This is a genomic window from Falsiroseomonas frigidaquae, from assembly GCF_012163145.1.
Classification (GTDB): Bacteria; Pseudomonadota; Alphaproteobacteria; order Acetobacterales; family Acetobacteraceae; genus Falsiroseomonas; species Falsiroseomonas frigidaquae.
In genome coordinates, this window is the sequence record NZ_JAAVTX010000006.1 from 651,077 (window position 1) to 671,191 (window position 20,115).

Below are 20,115 nucleotides of genomic sequence, written 5' to 3' on the forward strand. Positions count from 1 at the left end.
ATGCATCCCGTCATCGGTATCGATTTCGGCACCACCAACAGCGTGGTCACCGCCCTGGCAGCCGATGGCGGCGTGCGCGTGCTGCGGCATGCGACGGATGACGTTTTCCGCAGCGTCCTCTGCTTCTGGAACGGCGCTGATGGCCGCACGCGGCACGCCGCCGGGCCGGCGGGCATCGAGGCCTACCTCGATGATCCGCTGGATTCCCGCCTCATCATGTCGATGAAGAGCTACCTGGCGCAGCGCAGCTTCCAGGAGACGCGCATCCTCGGCCAGTCCTGGGCGCTGGAGCCGCTGGTAGCGGTGTTCCTGCGCGCGCTGCTGGCCCCGTTCCGGGACGATCTGGCTGGCGCGAAGGTGGTGGTCGGCCGCCCGGTGCGCTTCGTCGGCGAATCCGCCGATGACACGCTGGGCGAGCGCCGGCTGCGGAGTGCCTTCGCGCTGGCGGGAATGGAGCAGGTGCAGGTGGCGCTGGAACCGGCCGCCGCCGGGCACCGCTTCGCCCAGGGGCTGGACCGCCCGGCCACGGTGCTGGTGGCGGATTTCGGCGGCGGCACCAGCGACTTCTCGCTGCTGCGCTTCGACCCCGGGCCGCCACGCCGGGTCACCGCGCTGGGCCATTCCGGCGTCGGCGTCGCGGGCGATGCCTTCGACTTCCGGATCATCGACCGCGTCGTCTCGCCGCTGCTCGGCAAGGGCGGCACCTATCGCGTCACGGGTACCGACCTGCCGATCCCGCCCGCCTGGTATGGCAGCTTCGCCCGCTGGCACCTGCTGTCCCTGATGCGCGCGCCGAAGACCATGCGCGACATCGAGGCGGTGGCCCGCACCGCCGAACACCCCGAACAGCTGCACCGCCTGATGCGGCTGGTGAAGGACGAGGCCGGCTACGCGTTGTATCGCGCCGTCTCCGCCGCCAAGGCCGCGCTGTCCGGCGCCGAACACGCCACCCTCAGCTTCCGCCACGCGGATTTCGAGGTTTCGGCGGAAATCGCACGAAGCGACTTCGAATCCTGGATCGCGCCGGAACTCGGACAAATGCGGGTCGCTGTGGATGCGGCGCTGGCCGATGCGGGTCTGCCGGCCAGCGCGGTGGACCGCGTCTTCCTCACCGGCGGATCGTCGCTCGTGCCCGCCGTGCGTCGCATCTTCGAGGATCGCTTCGGCGCGGACCGGGTGGTGGCAGGCGGCGAATTCGTTTCCGTGGCGGAGGGGCTGGCCCTGATGGGCTGATGGGCTCAGCCGCGCATCAGCCCAACCAGCTTGGCCGGGTTCCGCACCACATAGATCGCGACGATGCGGCCATCATGCCATTCCAGCGCCGTCGTCTGCGGCAGCCCATCCGCCTCCAGCGTCACATAGCCGGGCAGCGTGTTGATGCGGCCGACATGCAGCGGCACCGCCTCGCCCGGCCATTTGGCGGCCAGGCCCAGGAAGAAGCGCGCTACGCGATCCGCCCCCGTGATCAGGTTGCGCGCCGAGGAGCGGACACCGCCGCCATCGGTGTGCAGCACCACATCCGCCGCCAGCATGTCCCGCAAGGGCGCAAGCGCCCCGCCGCGGGAGGCTTCGAAGAAAGCGCGCGCGATGCGGGCCGCCTCGGCCTCCGCCACCGCGAAGCGGGGCTCCGGCGTGCCCAGCCGCTCCCGCGCCCGCGTCGCCAGCTTGCGGCAGGCGGCGGCATTGCGGCCGAGCAGCTCGGCGATCTCCTCGAAGGGGGTCTCGAACAGATCGTGCAGCAGGAACACCGCACGCTCCGCCGGCGAAAGGCGTTGCAGCGTCAGGAGGAACGCTACCGACAGATCCTGCGCCTGGCCCAGCGCCGCGTGCTGCGGGGCTTCCAGATCCTCCACGACCGGCTCCGGCAGCCAGGGGCCGACATAGGATTCCCGCCGATGCGCGGCGGATTTCAGATGGTCCAGGCTGAGCCGCGTGGCGATCTTCAGCAGGAAGGCGCGCGGCACCTCCACCGCGTCGCGATCCGCCGCCGACCAGCGCAGGAAAGCCTCCTGCGCGATATCCTCCGCCTGGGCCCGCGACCCGGTCATGCGGTAGGCGAGGCCCACCAGTTCGGGCCGCACCGCCGTGAAGGCCCGGGTCGCGTCATCCTGCATCGGTCAGGCAGCCTTAAAGGCCGGCACGGCGCGGAAGCCGATGGCGAGGCGGTTCCAGCTGTTGATGGCGCAGATCAGCAGGCTGAGCGCGACCTTCTCGGCATCCGTGAAATACTCCGCCAGCCCGTCCCATGCCGCATCCGGGGCGGCGGTGCTGGCGACCAGGGTCAGCGCCTCCGTCCATGCCAGCGCGGCGCGTTCGCGGGGCGTGTAGTGCGGCGCCTCGCGCCAGGCATTCAGCAGGTACAGCCGCGCCTCCGTCTCGCCGGCCTTGCGGGCATCGGCCGTGTGCATGTCGATGCAGAAGGCACAGCCATTGATCTGCGAGGCACGAACCTTCACCAGCTCCCGCAGGCTGTGCTCCAGCTCGCTGGAGGCGACCGACTTTTCGAAGGCGAACATGGCCTTCATAGCAGTGGGGTTGGCAGCGAAATAGTCCAGGCGGGGTGTCATGATCCAGCTCCGTGAATTGCGATCATGCACAGGACGAGGCAGCGCGCCCGCATGTGACAGCACCGGCGGCACTTGGTAGGACCGGGCCGCGCGTCGTGGAACCTCTGGCTGGATGAGTGTCACTCGGGAACACCCGGCCTGGGGCATTGCGCTCCGGCTGACCGCGACGCTGCTGTTCGCCGTGATGGGGCTGATGGTGCGGTTGGCCTCGGCGGAGGCGCCGGTCGGGCAGATCGTCTTCCACCGCAGCGCCTGGGCGCTGGTGCCGGTGCTGCTGTACCTGACCTGGCGCGGGCAGTTCCCGCGGGGCCTGCGGACGCGGCATCCGCTCGGCCATGTCCGGCGCAGCCTGTATGGCTGCGCCTCGATGTTCTTCTCCTTCCTGTCGCTGTCCAAGCTGCCGCTGGCGCTGGCCACCGCGCTCGGCTTCCTGGCGCCGCTGCTGGCGGTGCCGGTGGGCGTGATCTTCCTGCGCGAAAGGCCGGGGCTGCTGGTGGGCGGTGCGGCCGTGCTGGGCTTCGGCGGCGTGCTGCTGATGCTGGCGCCGGCCTTCATCGGGCCGACGCTGGATTCCGCCACGCTGGTCGGCGTCGGCGCGGGCCTGGCCACCGCCGCCACCACGCTGGGCGCGCGGGTGGAGGTGAAGCGGCTGACGGCGACGGAGCTGCCGGGCACCATCGTGCTGTATTTCTCGCTGATCTGCGCGGCGGGTGGGCTGGCGACCTGGCCGCTCGGCTGGGCCGATGTCTCCGGCACGGCCTTCCTGTTCCTGGTCGGCGCCGGCTTTGCGGGCGGCCTGGCGCATATCTGCATGACCGAAGCGGTGGCGCGCGCGCCGATCTCGCTGCTGGCGCCCTTCGAATACACGGCGTTGTTGTGGGCGGTGCTGTTCGACCTGCTGATCTTCGGCCTGGTGCCGGCGCTGCCGAGCCTGCTGGGCGCGCTGCTGGTGGTGGCGGCGGCGGTGCTGGTGGTGTTTGCTGACCGGCTGGGACGGATGTTGGGGCGGTAGCTCTTGCCGCCCTCACCCAACCCTCTCCCCCCGAAGTGGGGGGAGAGGGCTTTGGCGTCAGGTGAGGTCGAAGCGGTCCAGGTTCATCACCTTGGTCCAGGCGGCGACGAAGTCCTTCACGAAGGCCTCCTTCGCATCCGCGCAGCCATAGCGTTCAGCCAAAGCGCGCAGCTGGGAGTTGGAGCCGAACACCAGGTCCACCCGCGTGCCGGTCCACTTCACCGCACCGCTGGCGCGGTCACGGCCCTCGAACACTTCCGCCGCCTCCGACATCGGGCGCCAGACCGTGCCCATGTCGAGCAGGTTGACGAAGAAGTCGTTGCTCAGCGTCTCCGGCCGCTGGGTGAAGACGCCGTGCTGCGCCTGGCCGGTATTGGCGTTCAGCACCCGCAGGCCGCCCACCAGCACCGTCATTTCCGGCGCCGACAGTGTCAGCAGCTGCGCGCGGTCCACCAGCAATTCCTCGGCGGTCAGGCTGTAGCGGGTCTTCTGGTAGTTGCGGAAACCATCTGACGTCGGCTCCAGCACCTCGAAGGATTCCGCATCCGTCTGCTCCTGCGAGGCATCGGTGCGGCCGGGGGTGAAGGGAACCTCCACCTCATGCCCGCCCTTGCGCGCCGCCTGCTCCACCGCCGCGCAGCCGCCGAGCACGATGAGGTCGGCCAGCGAGACCTTCTTGCCGCTCGTCTGGGCGGCGTTGAAGTCCTGCTGGATCGCCTCCAGCTTCGCCAGCACGCCGGCGAGTTGGGCGGGCTGGTTCACTTCCCAATCCTTCTGCGGCGCCAGGCGGATGCGCGCGCCATTGGCGCCGCCGCGCTTGTCGGACCCGCGGAAGGTGGAAGCCGAGGCCCAGGCCGTCGCGACCAGTTGGTGGATCGGCAGGCCCGCGGCGAGGATGCGGCCCTTCAGCGCGGCGATATCCTGCGCGTCGATCAGCGGATGGTCCACCGGCGGCACCGGGTCCTGCCACAGCAGGTCCTCGGCCGGGACGAGCGGGCCGAGGTAGCGGTCCTTCGGCCCCATGTCGCGATGCGTCAGCTTGAACCAGGCGCGCGCGAAGGCATCGGCGAGCTGGTCCGGGTTCTCATGGAAGCGCTTGGAGATGGGCGCGTAGATCGGGTCCATCTTCAGCGCCATGTCGGCCGTCGTCATCATCGGCGCGTGGCGCTTCGAAGGGTCATGCGCATCCGGCACCGTGCCGTCGCCGCTGCCATTGGCGGGCGTCCACTGCCAGGCGCCAGCCGGGCTCTTCGTCAGTTCCCATTCGTAGTTGAACAGGTTGTCGAAGTAGCCGTTGTCCCACTGGATCGGGTTGTTGGTCCAGGCGCCCTCGATGCCGCTGGTGATGGTATGCACACCGACGCCGGTGCCGAAGGTGTTGCGCCAGCCGAGGCCCTGTTCCTCGATGCCCGCCCCTTCCGGCTCCCGCCCGACATGGGAAGCATCGCCGGCGCCGTGGCACTTGCCGAAGGTGTGGCCGCCGGCCACCAGCGCCACCGTCTCCTCGTCGTTCATCGCCATGCGGGCGAAGGTCTCGCGGATGTCGCGGGCGGAGCCCAGCGGGTCCGGCTTGCCGTTCGGGCCTTCCGGATTCACGTAGATCAGGCCCATCTGCACCGCGGCCAACGGGTTCGCCAGCTCACGATCGCCGCTGTAGCGGGCATCGCCGAGCCAGGTGTCCTCGCTGCCCCAATAGACGTCCTCCTCCGGCTCCCACTGGTCCACGCGGCCGCCGGCGAAGCCGAAGGGCTTCAAGCCCATGGATTCGATGGCGCAATTGCCGGCGAAGACCATGAGGTCCGCCCAGGAGATCTTGTCGCCGTATTTCTGCTTGACCGGCCACAGCAGGCGGCGCGCCTTGTCCAGGTTGCCGTTGTCCGGCCAGCTGTTCAGGGGGGCGAAGCGCAGCGTGCCGGCCCCGGCGCCGCCGCGGCCATCACCGGTGCGGTAGGTGCCGGCGCTGTGCCAGGCCATGCGGATGAACAGCGGCCCGTAATGTCCGTAATCCGCCGGCCACCAGGGCTGCGAATCCTTCATCAGCGCGAAGATGTCCTGCTTCAGCGCTTCCAGGTCGAGCTTCTTGAATTCCTCGGCATAGTTGAACGCCGGGCCCATCGGGCTGGAAGCGGGAGCGTTCTGGTGCAGGATGCGCAGGTTGAGCTGGTTCGGCCACCAGTCGCGGTTGGACCGGCCGCCGAAGCTCGTATGCCGCGGTGCGCCGTGCATCACGGGGCATTTGCCGGCGCCGGGGGCGCTGTTTCCGTCCATGTTTTCTCTCCGATCCTGGGTCGTTTGGCCGCATCGGAGGAGGTGTGGCGGTGCTGTGCCACGCGGCGGGATGCGCCACGCCAGCGGTCCCGGCCCTGCCACTCCTCCCCGGATGGCGACGGTGACCGCAGGCTAGACGTTCCGCTCGCATCAATGGAAGTCTGGCACTTCAATGGGATCGATTGAGGTAGCCTATCGGGTCAGTGGCGCTGACGGGTTCGTGTTCCCCTAGGTCAGGCGGCCTGACCTTCCCCCCTGCCTGGGATCCAGCTGTGATGAAAGAGTTGGCTTCCTTGGAAGGAGGCAGTGATGCCGAGGAAGCGTCGTACGGCGGAGCAGATCATCGCGCTGCTGCGGCAGGCTGAGGTGGAGTTGGCGCAGGGCCAGACGGTGGGGGAGATCTGCCGCCGGCTCGCGGTCTCGGAGGCGACGTTCTATCGCTGACGATCTGAGTATGGCGGGCTGAAGGTGGACAGGCGCGTCGGCTGAAGGACCTCGAGCGCGAGAATGCGCGGCTGAAGCGGGCGGTGGCGGAGCTGACGCTCGACAAGCAGATCCTGAAGGAGGCCGCGGAGGGAAACTTCTAGGCCCTGAGCGCCGCCGGGCTGGCGTGCGGCATGTGCAGTTGGCACTCAGGGTGTCCGAGCGCCGCGCCTGCCGCACGCTGGGCCAGCCGCGGTCGACGCAGCGCAGGGTGCGGGTGGTGTCGTCCGACGAGGTCGCGCTGACCGAGGCGGTGGTGTCGCTTGCGGCGAAGTACGGCCGCTACGGCTATCGCCGGATCACGGCGCTGCTGCGGGCCGAGGGCTGGCGTGTAAACGCCAAGCGCGTGGAGCGCATCTGGCGGCGCGAGGGGCTGAAGGTGCCGCGGCGGCAGCCGAAGCGGGGCCGACTGTGGCTGAACGACGGCTCCTGCGTTCGGCTGCGGCCGTGCTGGCCGGGGCATGTCTGGGCGTATGACTTCGTGCAGGACCGGACGCATGACGGGCGGCGCTTTCGCATGCTGACGGTGATCGACGAATACACGCGGGAGTGCCTGGCGATCGTGGTGGCGCGGCGGCTGACGTCGGACGACGTGCTGCAGGTGCTGACGGATCTGTTTGTCGAACGTGGGCCGCCTGGGCACATCCGCTCCGACAACGGGCCGGAGTTCGTGGCGAAGGTGGTGTGCAGCTGGCTCGGCCAGGTCGGGGTGACGACGCTGTTCATCGAGCCCGGCAGCCCCTGGGAGAACGGCTACAACGAGAGCTTCAACGGCAAGCTGCGGGACGAGCTGCTGGACCGAGAGATCTTCTATTCGCTGCGGGAGGCTGAGGTGCTGATCGAGCGCTGGCGGCGCCACTACAACACGGTCAGGCCGCACAGCGCGCTGGGCTATCGGCCGCCGGCGCCGGAAGCGGTGTTGCCCTGGCCGGCTGGCCCCGACTACGCTCCGCTCCGGCAGGGCCAGCCGGCCAGGCCAGAACACGGGCCAAGTCTCTCATAGCTCGTGGATCCCCGGTCAGGGGCAGGTCACCAATCGAGTTCCACTCGCATCATACTCACGTAAATACTGGCATTTCTTTTAAGGTTAGACACGTCGTTGTGGCTCTGCACTTCAGTCCACAAGATGCCCGTTGATGACTGGGGGATTTTGGGTTGCGCAGCGTGCAACGTCCAGCTTGGATCGCTGCAGGAGTGAGCCCTTCGTGCATCACGCCCGGTCAACGCCTCTTACACAAAAGTTGCACAGGCGAATTTTTGACGCGCAAGTTGTTGAAAGCAAATGGATAAAAGCCTGAGTGGCTATTGAGTGGGAGTGATGCTCGCTCATGCGGGTGGCGCCGAGCTAGCGCCATAGCGCGTATCCGGCGATTTTGGCCCTGAACTTCGCCGCATCGGCAGTGCTGCGCTCGCGCCAGTACCTGGCGCGAGCGCGTGATGCCGCCCTATGACTCGATGGAAATCACCCGGCGGATCTCGGCGGAGCGGAAGCCGATGACCGAGGGCCGCGCCTTCGGCAGCACCGCGACATCGTACAACTCGCTGACCACGCCGGAGATGCGCAGCCAGTGCACGACATCGCCGGTGGCGAGGTCGATGACGCAGAGGCCGCAGCGCGGCGTGGCCTTCTCCGCCTCCAGCCGCTCCTGCAACGGCAGTCCCGCGAAGGTGCGGTTCTCCCGCGGCTCGGACAGGCCGACAATAGCATGGCCGCCGATGAAGGCGAGGCCGCGCAGATAGCCGGGGCAGAAGGCCATCGGCTCGAACCGGCCCGAGTCCCGATTCACCCGCCCGAACTCGCCGGCGCCGGAGTTCAGCACATAGAGGCTGTCCCTGTACCAGCGCGGTGAATGCGGCATGGACAGGCCGGTGCAGACCGCGGCACCGCTGGCCACATCCAGCACCACGCCGCCGCCACGGCGATGGTCCCGCCAGCCATCCGCGATATTGGTGGCGGCGACGGCGGTCACATAGGCGGGCCTACCATCCTTCATCGCCAACCCGTTCAGATGGCAGCGATCCTCCGCCGCCAGCCGGTCGATGAAGGGCGGCTTCCAGAGCGGTCGGAAGGAATGGGTCTCGCTGGTGGTGGACAGGCAGGAGAACAGCGTGTTGACGCAGACCAGCCGGCCCTCGGCGTCATAGGCCATGTCGTGCAGGTCCAGGTCGCCGGTGAAGCTGGCGGTCTGCGGCACATAGACCGCATCCCAGCCCCCCTCCACGCGCGGCCCGTCCGGCACCACCGCATCGACGAAGCTGGTGACCTGGTACAGCCCGCCCACCGCCATGCGGTTGCCCGACACGGCGATGCCCATCGGCCGTTCCAGCGTGCGCTCGAAGATCGAGAGCCGGTCGGTGTCCCGGTTGCTGCCCAGCAGGATCAGCTTGCCGGACTGGTAGGTGGACAGCGCCAGGCTCGCCCCGCTCTCCGCCAGCCAGGAGGTGAAGAGGCGGGAGGTGGTGACTTCGAAGCGCGGCTCGGCGGCCGCCTCAGCCTGCTGGCTCTCGGTGCTCATGCTGTCCATCTGTTCAGACAATCAGATCGTCGATGATGATGCTGGCGCTGTTGTGGATGGCCAGCACCGCGAGGTCGTTCACGCCATCCGACAGCGCCCAGTAGTCATAGGCGCCGCCATCCTGCCCACCCAGGGTCTGGTCCTGCTCGATCAGGGTCCAGTCCCGCACCAGGGTCGGCTGGTCAGCGACACCCTCATACAGGCGGATCGTGCTGGTCGCATTGCCGTCGATCACCAGGCGATGCGCCGCATCCGCCCCGGTGAAGCCGGCATGCGGCGTGTCGGTCAGCGCCATCACATCCTGCGCGCTCAGGCCCAGCGTGGCGCCCGTGGCGATGGCAAGGTTGAAGGCCTCGATGCCGGAAAGACGCGTCTCCGGGATCGTGGTCAGGTCGATGGCCAGGCCGTCCTGATCGAAGACGATGGTATCTACGCCATTGCCACCCGACAGGCGGAAGAAATCGGCCGCGGCCGAGGACAGCAGCAGCAGGTCATCCCCGGCCCCGCCCAGCAGCACCGCGCCGGCATGCTCCGCCATCAGAATGTCGTTCCCAGCCCCGCCGGCCAGCGTCGTGGAGGCGCCGCCGGTCGCCCGGATGACGCTCTGGACACTGCCGCCGAAGGCGCCGCCATAGACGATGTAGGTCTGGCCGGATTCCGCCGCCGTCCCATTCGCATATTGTGCGCCGACGAACAGGTCGTCGAAGCCATCCGCGTTCACATCGCCGGCGGCACTGACCACACGGCCGAACTGGTCGCCATTCGCCTCGCCGAGAAGGCGGAAGCCGTTCTCCGGCGCGAGGGTGGCCAGGTCGATCACCTGGCGCCCATCGACCGCGGTGCCGAAGCCGTCCGCGCCGCCGAAGATCACATAGGCATCGCCGCTGCCATCCGGGCCACCGTATCGGGAGCCGATGATGAGATCCTCGAAGCCGTCGCCATTCACGTCGCCGGCCGCGGCCAACCCGAAGCCGAGCAGCGCGTCCGCATCCTGCCCCTGGATGACGAAGCCCTGCGCGCCGCTCAGCGTCGTCAGGTCGAGCACCTGGCGGCCATCGACCAGCGTGCCGAAGGCGCCCCCGCCGCCGAACACCACATAGCTGTTGCCCACCTGGTTGCTGCCAGCGCGATCGCCCCGATAGCCGCTGACGATGAGATCATCGAAGCCGTCGCCATTGATATCGCTCAGGGCGAGGATGGAGCCGGTCACATCCTGGAGCTCATCCCCCAGCACGACGAAGCCCTGCGCCGGTGCCAGCGTCGCGAGGTCGAGCACCTGCTGTCCGCCGGATGGGCTGCCCGGGCTGCCCTCCTGCCCGAAGACGACATACATCGCACCGGCGAAGCCCGCGGCGAGGCCGCTGAGCGGCGCGCCCAGCACCAGGTCCGGCCTGCCATCGCCATTGATGTCGCCGCCCCCCAGGACGGCCGAGCCGATGTTCCCGAACTCGCCGCCCATGATGAAACCCTGCGCCGGGGACAAGGTGCCAAGGTCCAGCACCTGCCGCCCGTCCACCGTGCTGCCGAACCCGGAAGCGCTGCCGAAGACGACGACGCCCGTATTGGTACCGCGGACGCCCACCAGCAGGTCGTCCAGGCCATCCCCATTCACGTCGCCGATGCCGGAAACACCGGAGCCGGCCGCGCCATCCGGCACATTGCCTTCGATGATGAAGCCCTGTGCCGGAGTCAGGTCCGTCAGGTCGATCACCCGCCGCCCGCCGACCAGCGTGCCGAAGCCCTCGGTCGTGCCAAAGATGACATAGGCCGCGCCGGCATTCTCGCCGCCGCCATCCGCGCCGATGGCCCCCATGATCAGGTCGTCGATGCCATCGCCATTCACGTCGCCGGCAGAAGCGGCGCTGTTGCCGAATTCGCCGAGATTTTCGTCGCCCAGCACGAGGAAACCCTGCCCGGCGTCCAGATCGATCAGGTCGAAGACCTGGCGGCCATCCTCGCCGCGGCGGCTCGATCCCGCAGGGCCGCCGAACAGGACATAGGCCGCGCCGCTGCCGCCACTGCCTCGGGCGGCCAGGACGCTGTCCTGGTAGCCGTCGGCGTTCAGGTCCCCCACCAGGGAGATGGCCGAGCCCAATTGGTGGCCCAGGCCCTCCCCGCGGATGACGAGGCCCTGATCCGGGGTCAGCGTGGCGGCGGAGATCGCCGCATCGCCCCCGGGGAAGGCGCGTGTCACCGCCGCGGCCACGCGGATTTCCGCGCTGCCATCGGTCGAGACCTGCCGCGTATAGGTGACGCCGCCGATGTCGATGGTACCGGCATTGCCCCATTGCGCTTCCGTCAGGCGCAGGGTGTCGCCGGCATTGCCGTCCACCATGAGGATGGCCACGCCATCCACGCGCTGCTCCGTCAGGCCGAGCACCGCCAGGCGGTCCAGCACCAGCGTGTTGCCGCCCGAGCCGGTCAGGTCGATGCGTTCCACGCTGCCGATGCGCGGCGCCGGCACCGTGGTCAGGTCGAGCGTCAGGGCGTTGCCGGACAGCGCCAGCGTGTCCGTGCCGTTGCCGCCCTCGACCACGCGGAAGCCAGCATCCGCCGCGATCAGCAGGTCGTCGCCCGCGCCACCGCGCAGCACGTCCAACCCACCGCCGCCCGTCAGCGTGTCGTCGCCGATGCCACCGACCAGCATCTCCGCCGCCACCGTGCCCACGGTCGTCACCGGATCGAAGGACGCGCCGAAGGCGCCGCCGAACAGGATATAGGCCTCGCCGGCATCGTTGCCCGGCGCGCCCACCATCAGGTCGTCATAGCCATCCCCGTTCACATCGCCCGCCGAGGACACGCTGGTGCCAGCCAGGGCGATCGCCGCGTCGCCCTGGATGATGAAGCCCTGCGCCGCGGCCAGTTCCGACAGGTCGATCACCTGCCGCCCGCCGACATCCACCCCGAAGCCGGAGGCCGTGCCGAACACCACATAGGCCTCGCCGGCAAGATTGCCGCCATCATCGCCGTAACGCGCGCCGACGATCAGGTCATCGAACCCGTCGCCATTCACATCGCCTGCCGAGGATACGCTGCCGCCCAACCGGTCGCCGGCCGCGTCGCCCTGGATGATGAAGCCCAGCGTCGCGCCCAGCGTCGTCAGGTCGATCACCTGCCGCCCGCCGACATCCACCCCGAAGCCGGAGGCCGTGCCGAACACCACATAGGCCTCGCCCGCAAAGGCGCCCCCATCAGAACCATACTTGGCACCAACGATCAGGTCGTCGAAGCCATCCCCGTTCACGTCGCCTGCCGAGGACAAGCTGAAGCCCAACTGGTCGGCAGCCGAATCACCCTGGATAACGAAGCCCTGGGCCGCAGTCAGCGTCGCCAGGTCGATGATCTGCCGCCCGCCGCCATCCACACCGAAGCCGGCCGCTGTCCCGAACACCACATAGGCCTCGCCGGTGTAGCCATCACCGGCATTGGTCGCACCGACGATGAGATCCGCGAAGCCATCGCCATTCACATCCCCGGCCGAGGACACACTGGCACCAGCGCGATTGCCTGCTTCGCTGCCCTGGATGACGAAACCTTGCGTCGCGTCCAGCGACGCCACGTCGATCACCTGGCGTCCCCCGATATCCACACCGAAGCCAGAGGCGCCGCCAAAGACGACATAGGCCTCGCCTGCGCCATAGGCACCAAGATCGCCATTCGCAGCACCGACGATCAGATCCGCGAAACCATCGCCATTCACGTCCCCAGCCGAGGACACGCTGTTGCCCGTGTGATCATACGCAGCGGCACCCTGGATGACGAAGCCCTGCGCCGCATCCAGCGTCGCCAGGTCGATCACCTGCCGCCCGTCAACCTCCGCGCCGAAGCCGGACGCCGTGCCGAAGACCACATAGGCCGTGCCCGCCCTTGGAGCGCCACCGGTGGAATACATGGCACCGACGATCAGATCGACGAAGCCATCGCCGTTCACATCGCCGGCCGAGGAAACGCTGTAGCCTGTACGATCAATCGCCGCGGCACCCTGGATGATGAAGCCCTGCGCCGCGTCCAGGGTAGCGACGTCGATCACCTGTCGTCCGCCGACATCCACGCCGAAGCCCGATGCCGTGCCGAACACCACATAGGCCTCGCCGGCATAGGTTGCACTGCCGAGCTGTGGCGCGCCGAGGATGACATCGGCGAAGCCATCGCCATTCACATCCCCGGCGAAGGAGACACTGAAGCCGGCATCGCCATCGTCGATAGCGCCCCGAATGATGAAGCCCTGCGCCGCATCCAGCGCCGCCAGGTCGATCACTGGCGCAGGCGGCACGAAGAACTCGACAGTCACCGCCGCGGCCACGCGGATTTCCGCGCTGCCATCGGTCGAGACCAGCCGCGTATAGGTCACGCCACCGATATCGACGGTGCCCGCGCTGGCCCAGATGGCCTCCGTCAGTTCCAGCGTATCGCCGGCATCGCCATCCACCGTGAGGATGGCAACGCCATCCACGCGCTGCTCTGTCAGGCCCAGCACCGCCAGGCGGTCCAGCACCAGCGTGTTGTTGCCCGAACCGGTCAGGTCGATGGCTTCCACGCTCGCGATCCGCGGTGCCGGCACCGTGGTCAGGTCCAGCGTGATGCCGTTGCCGGACAGCGCCAGCGTATCCGTGCCGTTGCCGCCCTCGACCACGCGGAAGCCCGAATCCGCCGCGATCAGCAGGTCGTCGCCCGCGCCACCGCGCAGCACGTCCAGCCCGCCGCCGCCCGTCAGCGTATCGTCGCCGATGCCACCGATCAGCATCTCCGCCGCCGCCGTGCCCACGGTCGTCACCGGATCGGCGGACGCCCCGAAGGCACCGCCAAACAGGATATAGGCCTCGCCGGCAGCATCACCTCCATCATCGCCCCGCGGCGCGCCGACCATCAAATCATCATAACCATCGCCGTTCACGTCGCCGGCCGAGGACACGCCCCGGCCCGCACGATCGCCAGCCATGTCCCCCTGTATGATGAAGCCCTGCGCTTCACCCAGATCCGTCAGGTCAATCACCTGACGTCCACCCACATCCACGCCGAAGCCACTTGCCCCACCGAAGAGGATATAGGCCCTGCCAGAATCCTCGTCGCCGGCGCCGTAGGCACCGACAATGAGATCGGCGAAGCCGTCGCCATTCACATCTCCGGCCGAGGACACGGATGCGCCGAGGATATCGTACGCGACATCACCCTGGATGACGAAACCCTCATCCGCCGCGAGATCCGCCAGATCGATCACCGGCCGGCCCGTGCCAGTGGCACGGCCGAACAGCACATAGGCCTCTCCTGCATAGGTGCCACCATCAGCGCCACCCGGTGCGCCGATGACGACATCATCGTAACCATCGCCATCGACATCGCCCGCGGAATGTACCGAGATGCCGGTCTGGTCGCCGGCCGCGTCACCCTGGATTCTCCACCCGTCAGCAGCCGAAAGATTGGCGAGGTCCGGCATGCTGGCAAAGCCCCCGGCCTTGCCGAGCAGGATATAGGCGGCACCTGCTTCGGAAGCGCCTGAGTCGTCAAACGTCGCCCCGATGATGATGTCATCGAAGCCATCGCCATTGACGTCACCGGCAAAACTTGTACCGGTCCCAAATCGGTCACTATTGGATATACCGCCCATCGCAAAGCCTTGCGACCCGCTGAGGCTGCCGAGATCGAGCACCTGGCGCCCGCCTTCCGCCACGCCAAATCCAGACGCCGCGCCGAACAGGACATATGCAAGGCCGCGGTCTGCCGTGTAGGTCTGCGGTGCGCCGACCAGCAGATCCGCGAAGCCGTCGCCGTTGATGTCGCCACCACCAGAGACGCTCCCGCCAGCACGATCATTCGCCGAGCCGCCACGCAGGATGAAGCCCTGCGAGGCTGACAAATTGGACAGGTCCACCAACTGCCGTCCATCGACAAGGCTGCCAAACCCATCCGCCGAGCCGAAGACGATATAGGCTTCCCCCGCAAAACTCCCGCCACCGGACGCCCGGAATGACCCGAGGATAAGGTCCGCAAAGCCATCGCCATTGACATCGCCTGCGGAGGACACGCTGCGGCCCATCTGATCGCCAGGGACGTCACCTCGGATGACGAAGCCCTCCGCAGGTGACAGGCTTCTTGCGTCGACGACCTGCCGCCCTGCGCCGTCGGCGACGCCAAATCCATCACGGCGGCCGAACACCACATAGGCCTCGCCGTGATTGCCGGCGCCTCCATAGGCGCCAACAATCATGTCGGCGATGCCATCACCATTGACATCGCCGGCCGAGGAGACGGAGGTTCCAGTACGGTCGAAGTCAGCTTCGCCCTGGATGATGAAGCCCTGCGCCGCGTCCAGCGTCGTCACGTCGATCACCGGAGCGGGTGGCACAAAGGAGCCCACCGTCACCGCCGCCGCCACACGGATTTCCGCGCTGCCATCGGACGAAACCAGCCGCGTATAGGTCACGCCGCCAATGTCCATCGTGCCGGCGCTGGCCCATTGCGCTTCCGTCAGGCGCAGCGTGTCGCCGGCATTGCCGTCCACCATGAGGATGGCCACGCCATCCACGCGCTGTTCCGTCAGGCCGAGCACCGCCAGGCGGTCCAGCACCAGCGTGTTATTGCCCGAACCGGTCAGGTCGATGCGTTCCACGCTGCCGATGCGCGGCGCCGGCACCGTGGTCAGGTCCAGCGTCAGCGTGTTGCCGGACAGCGCCAGCGTATCGGTGCCGTTGCCGCCCTCCACCACGCGGAAGCCAGCATCCGCCGCGATCAGCAGGTCGTCGCCCCCGCCACCGCGCAGCACGTCCAGCCCGCCGCCGCCGGTCAGCGTGTCGTCGCCGATGCCGCCGATCAGCATCTCCGCCGCCGCCGTGCCCACGGTCGTCACCGGATCGGAGGACGCGCCGAAGGCGCCGCCGAACAGGATATAGGCCTCGCCGGCATCGTTGCCGGGCGCGCCCACCATCAGATCGTCATAGCCATCCCCGTTCACGTCGCCCGCCGAGGACACGCTGGCGCCAGCCTGGGCGAAGGCCGCGTCACCCTGGATGATGAAGCCCTGCGCCGCGCCCAGTTCCGACAGGTCGATCACCTGTCGCCCGCCGACATCCACGCCGAAGCCCGATGCCGTGCCGAACACCACATAGGCCTCGCCGCCATCATCGCCGTAGCGCGCGCCGACGATCAGGTCATCGAACCCGTCGCCATTCACATCGCCTGCCGAGGATACGCTGCGGCCCAACCGATCGCCGGCCGCGTCGCCCTGGATGATGAAGCCCTGCGCCGCGCCCAGCGTCGCCAGGTCGATCACCTGCCGCCCACCGACATCCACCCCGAAGCCGGAGGCCGTGCCGAACACCACATAGGCCTTGCCCGCAGAGGAGCCCCCGTCACGATCATATTCGGCACCAACGATCAGGTCGTCGAAGCCATCCCCATTCACGTCGCCTGCCGAGGACACGCCGCGGCCCAGATTGTCGGCAGCCGAATCAGCCTGGATGACGAAGCCCTGTGCCGCAGTCAGCGTCGCCAGGTCGATGATCTGCCGCCCGCCGCCATCCACACCGAAGCCGGCCGCCGTGCCGAACACCACATAGGCCTCGCCGTTTTCGCCTTGACCGGCGAAGGGCACACCGACGATGAGATCAGCGAAGCCATCGCCATTCACATCACCGGCCGAGGACACACTGGCACCGGCGCCACCGCTTGGTTCGCTGCCCTGGATGACGAAGCCTTGCGTCGCGTCCAGCGACGCCACGTCGATCACCTGGCGGCCCCCAATATCCACACCGAAGCCCGCGGCGCCGCCGAGGACCACATAGGCCTCGCCGGCGAAGTAGCCATTAACATCGCTAGCCGCGGCACCGACGATCAGATCAGCGAAACCATCACCATTCACGTCCCCGACCGAGGACACGCTGTTGCCCGCACGATGACCCGCCGCGGCACCCTGGATGACGAAGCCCTGCGCCGCATCCAGCGTGGCGAGGTCGATCACCTGCCGCCCGTCAACCTCCGCGCCGAAGCCGGACGCCGTGCCGAAGACCACATAGGCCGTGCCCGCCCTTGGAGCGCCACCGGTGGAATACATGGCACCGACGATCAGATCGACGAAGCCATCGCCGTTCACATCGCCGGCCGAGGAAACGCTGTAGCCTGTACGATCAATCGCCGCGGCACCCTGGATGATGAAGCCCTGCGCCGCGTCCAGGGTAGCGACGTCGATCACCTGCCGTCCGCCGACATCCACGCCGAAGCCCGATGCCGTGCCGAACACCACATAGGCCTCGCCGGCATAGGTTGCACTGCCGAGCTGTGGCGCGCCGAGGATGACATCGGCGAAGCCATCGCCATTCACATCACCGGCGAAGGAGACACTGAAGCCGGCATTGCCATCGTCGATAGCGCCGCGGATGATGAAGCCCTGCGCCGCATCCATCGCCGCGAGGTCGATCACCGGCGCCGGCGGCACGAAGAACTCCACGGTCACCGCCGCGGCCACGCGGATTTCCGCGCTGCCATCGGCCGAGACCAGCCGCGTATAGGTGACACCGCCGATATCGACGGTGCCGGCGCTGGCCCAGCCCAGCTCCGCCAGTTCCAGCCTATCGCCGGCATTGCCATCCACCGTCACGATGGCCACGCCACCCACGCGCTGCTCCGTCAGCCCGAGCACCGCCAGCCGGTCCAGCATCAGCGTGTTGTCGCCAAAGCTCGTCAGGTCAATGCGTTCCACGCTGGCGATCCGCGGTGCGGGTACACCTGTCAGGTCGAGGGTGATGCCACTGCCCGACAATGCCACCGTATCCGTGCCGGTGCCGCCATCGATCGCCAGGAAGTTGGCATCGGCGACGCGCAGCAGGTCGTCCCCTGCCCCGCCCCGCAGCACATCGGCGCCGCCGCCACCGGACAGCGTATCGTCACCGCGGCCGCCAACATGGCTCCCGGGCAATGTGTCGCCAGCGTCATCGACCGGGACGGAATCGCCCCCGAAGGCACCACCGAACAGGACATAGGCTTCACCCGACTCAGGCTGGCCGAGGCTGCCATAGGCGCCGCCGATCAGCAGGTCGTCGAAGCCATCGCCATTCACATCGCCAGCGGCGACGACCGCGGTTGCGCCACTCGCCACCCGCAGCGCGAGGCCGCTATCGCCATGCAGATCGCTGAGGTCCACCACCTGGCGGCCATAGGCGTCGGTGACACCGAAGCCCGCATCGCTGCCGAACAGTACGAAGACATCGCCGGCCGGCTCGCAGCCGCAGGTGCTGAGCAGGATATCGGCAAAGCCATCGCCATTCACATCGCCGGCTTCGGAGATGCTGAGCCCGACCGTGATATCGTAGCTGGAGCCGCGCAGGACGAAGCCACGATCCGCCGTGAGCAGGTTGAGATCGAGCACCTGGCGGCCATTGCCATCGAGATCGCCAAAATCCGCATCCCGGCCGAACACGACATAGACTTCGCCATATCCGTCGGAACTGGTGCCGCCGAAGGGCGAGGTGAGCATGACGTCGTCGAAGCCATCGCCATTGACGTCACCGGCCGAGGATATCCGCAGGATCGGCACCTCATAACCGCCCGCGCCCCCGATGACGAAGCCCGCCGCCGGGCTCAGCGTTTCCGGATCGACGGAGGAGCGGCCGGCGAAATCGGGCGTGCCGGGCGTGGTCGCGCTGCCGAACAGCACATAGGCCCCGTCCAGCGGCGAGAAGACGATGATATCCGCGAAGCCGTCGCCATTGACGTCACCGGCCGAGTCCACCTGCAGACCAAGCGGGGCCGCGGGGTCGCCGCCGGCGACGACAAAGCCCTGCGATGGGGTCAGTTCCAGCAGGTTGAGCGTCGGGCGCCCGTCTCCGTCCAGGGCCGAGAGGCCGGAAGCGGCGCCGTAGATGACATAGACCTCACCGCCGACGCCGGCATAGTTGGTGCCGAGGATGACGTCGTCGAAGCCATCGCCGTTGACGTCACCGGCCGCCGCGATGCTGAGCATGCCGATGCCATAGGCGTCGTCCGCGCCATATGTGCCGCGGAGCTGGAAGCCCTGTTCCGCGGTCAGCGCATCCAGATCCACCACCTGGCGGCCCGCGCCGTCGGTCGCGCCAAAGCCTGATCCGCTTCCGAAGACCAGATAGGCGACACCCAGGTTCGGGTTGGCCGTATCCGTGAAGCGGGCGCTGATGATGAGATCCGCAAAGCCGTCGCCATTCACATCACCCGCGGAGGAGACGGCAAAGCCGGTGAGCGCATCGGCACCCTGGGCACGCAGCACGAAGCCCTCGGTGGGCGTCAGCGCCGCGACATCCAGGATCTGCCGTCCTTCGGCATCTGTGGTGCCGAAACCATCTCTGCTGCCAAGGATGACATAGGCCTCGCCTGTGCCGCCATTCGCGGCGGGAGCTCCAACGATGAGATCGGCGACGCCATCGCCGTTCACGTCACCCAGACCGCTGACGGAGAAGCCCAGAAGATCGCCGGTCGTGCCGCCGACGACGATGAACCCTTCGCTCGCCGTCAGTTGTTCAACATCCGTCGCGTCATTCGCGCCGGTCACCGTCACCGTGATCGTTCGCGACGCCGTGCCGTCCACCGACGTCACCGTCAGCGTCTCGCTGACCTCCTCCCCCGCGGCCAAGCCCTGCGTCGCCGCAAGGCCGTTGTCCAGCGCGTAGCTCCACACGCCCGTCGACGCGTCAAAGCTGAATGCACCATAGGTCCCGGACAGGTCCGCAGGCTCCGCAAAGCCGGCCTCGCCCGTGTCGGCATCGGACACGACCAGCGTCCCGCCGATCGTATCCGCGCTGTCCTCCGTCAGGCTCCCCGTCGCAGGCCCGCTGATGGCAGCGCCGTCATTCGCGCCCGTCACCGTCACCGTGATCGTCCGCGACGCCGTGCCGTCCACCGACGTCACCGTCAGCGTCTCGCTGACCTCCTCCCCCGCCGCCAAGCCCTGCGTCGCCGCAAGGCCGTTGTCCAGCGCGTAGCTCCACACACCCGTCGATGCGTCGAAGCTGAATGCACCATAGGTCCTGGACAGGTCCGCAGGCTCCGCAAAGCCGGCCTCGTCGCCATCCGCATCCGTCGCGACCAGCGTCCCGCCGATCGTATCCGCGCTGTCCTCCGTCAGGCTCCCCGTCGCCGGGTCGCTGATGGCAGCGCCGTCATTCGCGCCCGTCACCGTCACCGTGATCGTCCGCGACGCCGTGCCATCCACCGACGTCACCGTCAGCGTCTCGCTGACCTCCTCCCCCGCCGCCAAGCCCTGCGTCGCCGCAAGGCCGTTGTCCAGCGCGTAGCTCCACACGCCCGT

7 protein-coding genes and 1 pseudogene are annotated in these 20,115 nt (G+C 68.1%); 3 read left to right on the forward strand and 5 right to left on the reverse strand.

Features of this window, described 5'->3' with window-relative positions; genetic code table 11:
• On the forward strand, window positions 1-1,233 hold the full coding sequence (locus tag HB662_RS22670; protein ID WP_168053054.1) for an Hsp70 family protein: 1,233 nt from the start codon (window positions 1-3) through the stop codon (window positions 1,231-1,233).
• 5 nt (window positions 1,234-1,238) lie between these two features.
• On the opposite strand, the gene HB662_RS22675 is transcribed toward HB662_RS22670, so the two are convergent.
• Both HB662_RS22675 and HB662_RS22680 read right to left on the reverse strand, forming a co-directional pair.
• Complete coding sequence (locus HB662_RS22675; protein WP_168053056.1) at window positions 1,239-2,114, reverse strand: sigma-70 family RNA polymerase sigma factor; 876 nt, start codon at window positions 2,112-2,114, stop codon at window positions 1,239-1,241.
• Between the two features lie 3 nt (window positions 2,115-2,117).
• Window positions 2,118-2,567, reverse strand: coding sequence for a carboxymuconolactone decarboxylase family protein (locus HB662_RS22680; protein WP_168053058.1), 450 nt, complete (start codon window positions 2,565-2,567; stop codon window positions 2,118-2,120).
• Between the two features lie 112 nt (window positions 2,568-2,679).
• On the opposite strand from HB662_RS22680, the gene HB662_RS22685 reads away from it, so the two are divergent.
• Window positions 2,680-3,579, forward strand: coding sequence for a DMT family transporter (locus HB662_RS22685; RefSeq protein ID WP_168053060.1), 900 nt, complete (start codon window positions 2,680-2,682; stop codon window positions 3,577-3,579).
• 57 nt (window positions 3,580-3,636) lie between these two features.
• On the opposite strand, the gene katG is transcribed toward HB662_RS22685, so the two are convergent.
• Window positions 3,637-5,847 (reverse strand): catalase/peroxidase HPI, encoded by a 2,211-nt coding sequence (gene katG / locus HB662_RS22690; RefSeq protein WP_168053062.1) that lies wholly within the window; start codon window positions 5,845-5,847, stop codon window positions 3,637-3,639.
• Window positions 5,848-6,156: 309 nt separating this feature from the next.
• On the opposite strand from katG, the pseudogene HB662_RS22695 reads away from it, so the two are divergent.
• A pseudogene (locus tag HB662_RS22695) lies at window positions 6,157-7,333 on the forward strand (IS3 family transposase).
• Between the two features lie 442 nt (window positions 7,334-7,775).
• Here the strand turns inward: HB662_RS22695 and HB662_RS22700 are convergent.
• Both HB662_RS22700 and HB662_RS22705 read right to left on the reverse strand, forming a co-directional pair.
• Entirely contained in the window at window positions 7,776-8,855 is a 1,080-nt protein-coding gene (locus HB662_RS22700) for a TIGR03032 family protein (RefSeq protein ID WP_209443415.1), read from the reverse strand.
• A 4-nt stretch (window positions 8,856-8,859) separates the two neighbouring features.
• Window positions 8,860-20,109, reverse strand: coding sequence for a VCBS domain-containing protein (locus HB662_RS22705; protein WP_342449561.1), 11,250 nt, complete (start codon window positions 20,107-20,109; stop codon window positions 8,860-8,862).
• Window positions 20,110-20,115 lie beyond the last annotated feature (6 nt).

What these genes read in the sequence shown, in the direction of transcription:
- HB662_RS22670 (WP_168053054.1), top strand. Translation starts at nt 1, where the DNA reads ATGCATCCCGTCATCGGTATCGATTTCGGCACCACCAACAGCGTGGTC.
- HB662_RS22675 (WP_168053056.1), bottom strand. Translation starts at nt 2,114, where the DNA reads ATGCAGGATGACGCGACCCGGGCCTTCACGGCGGTGCGGCCCGAACTG.
- HB662_RS22680 (WP_168053058.1), bottom strand. Translation starts at nt 2,567, where the DNA reads ATGACACCCCGCCTGGACTATTTCGCTGCCAACCCCACTGCTATGAAG.
- HB662_RS22685 (WP_168053060.1), top strand. Translation starts at nt 2,680, where the DNA reads ATGAGTGTCACTCGGGAACACCCGGCCTGGGGCATTGCGCTCCGGCTG.
- katG (WP_168053062.1), bottom strand. Translation starts at nt 5,847, where the DNA reads ATGGACGGAAACAGCGCCCCCGGCGCCGGCAAATGCCCCGTGATGCAC.
- HB662_RS22700 (WP_209443415.1), bottom strand. Translation starts at nt 8,855, where the DNA reads ATGGACAGCATGAGCACCGAGAGCCAGCAGGCTGAGGCGGCCGCCGAG.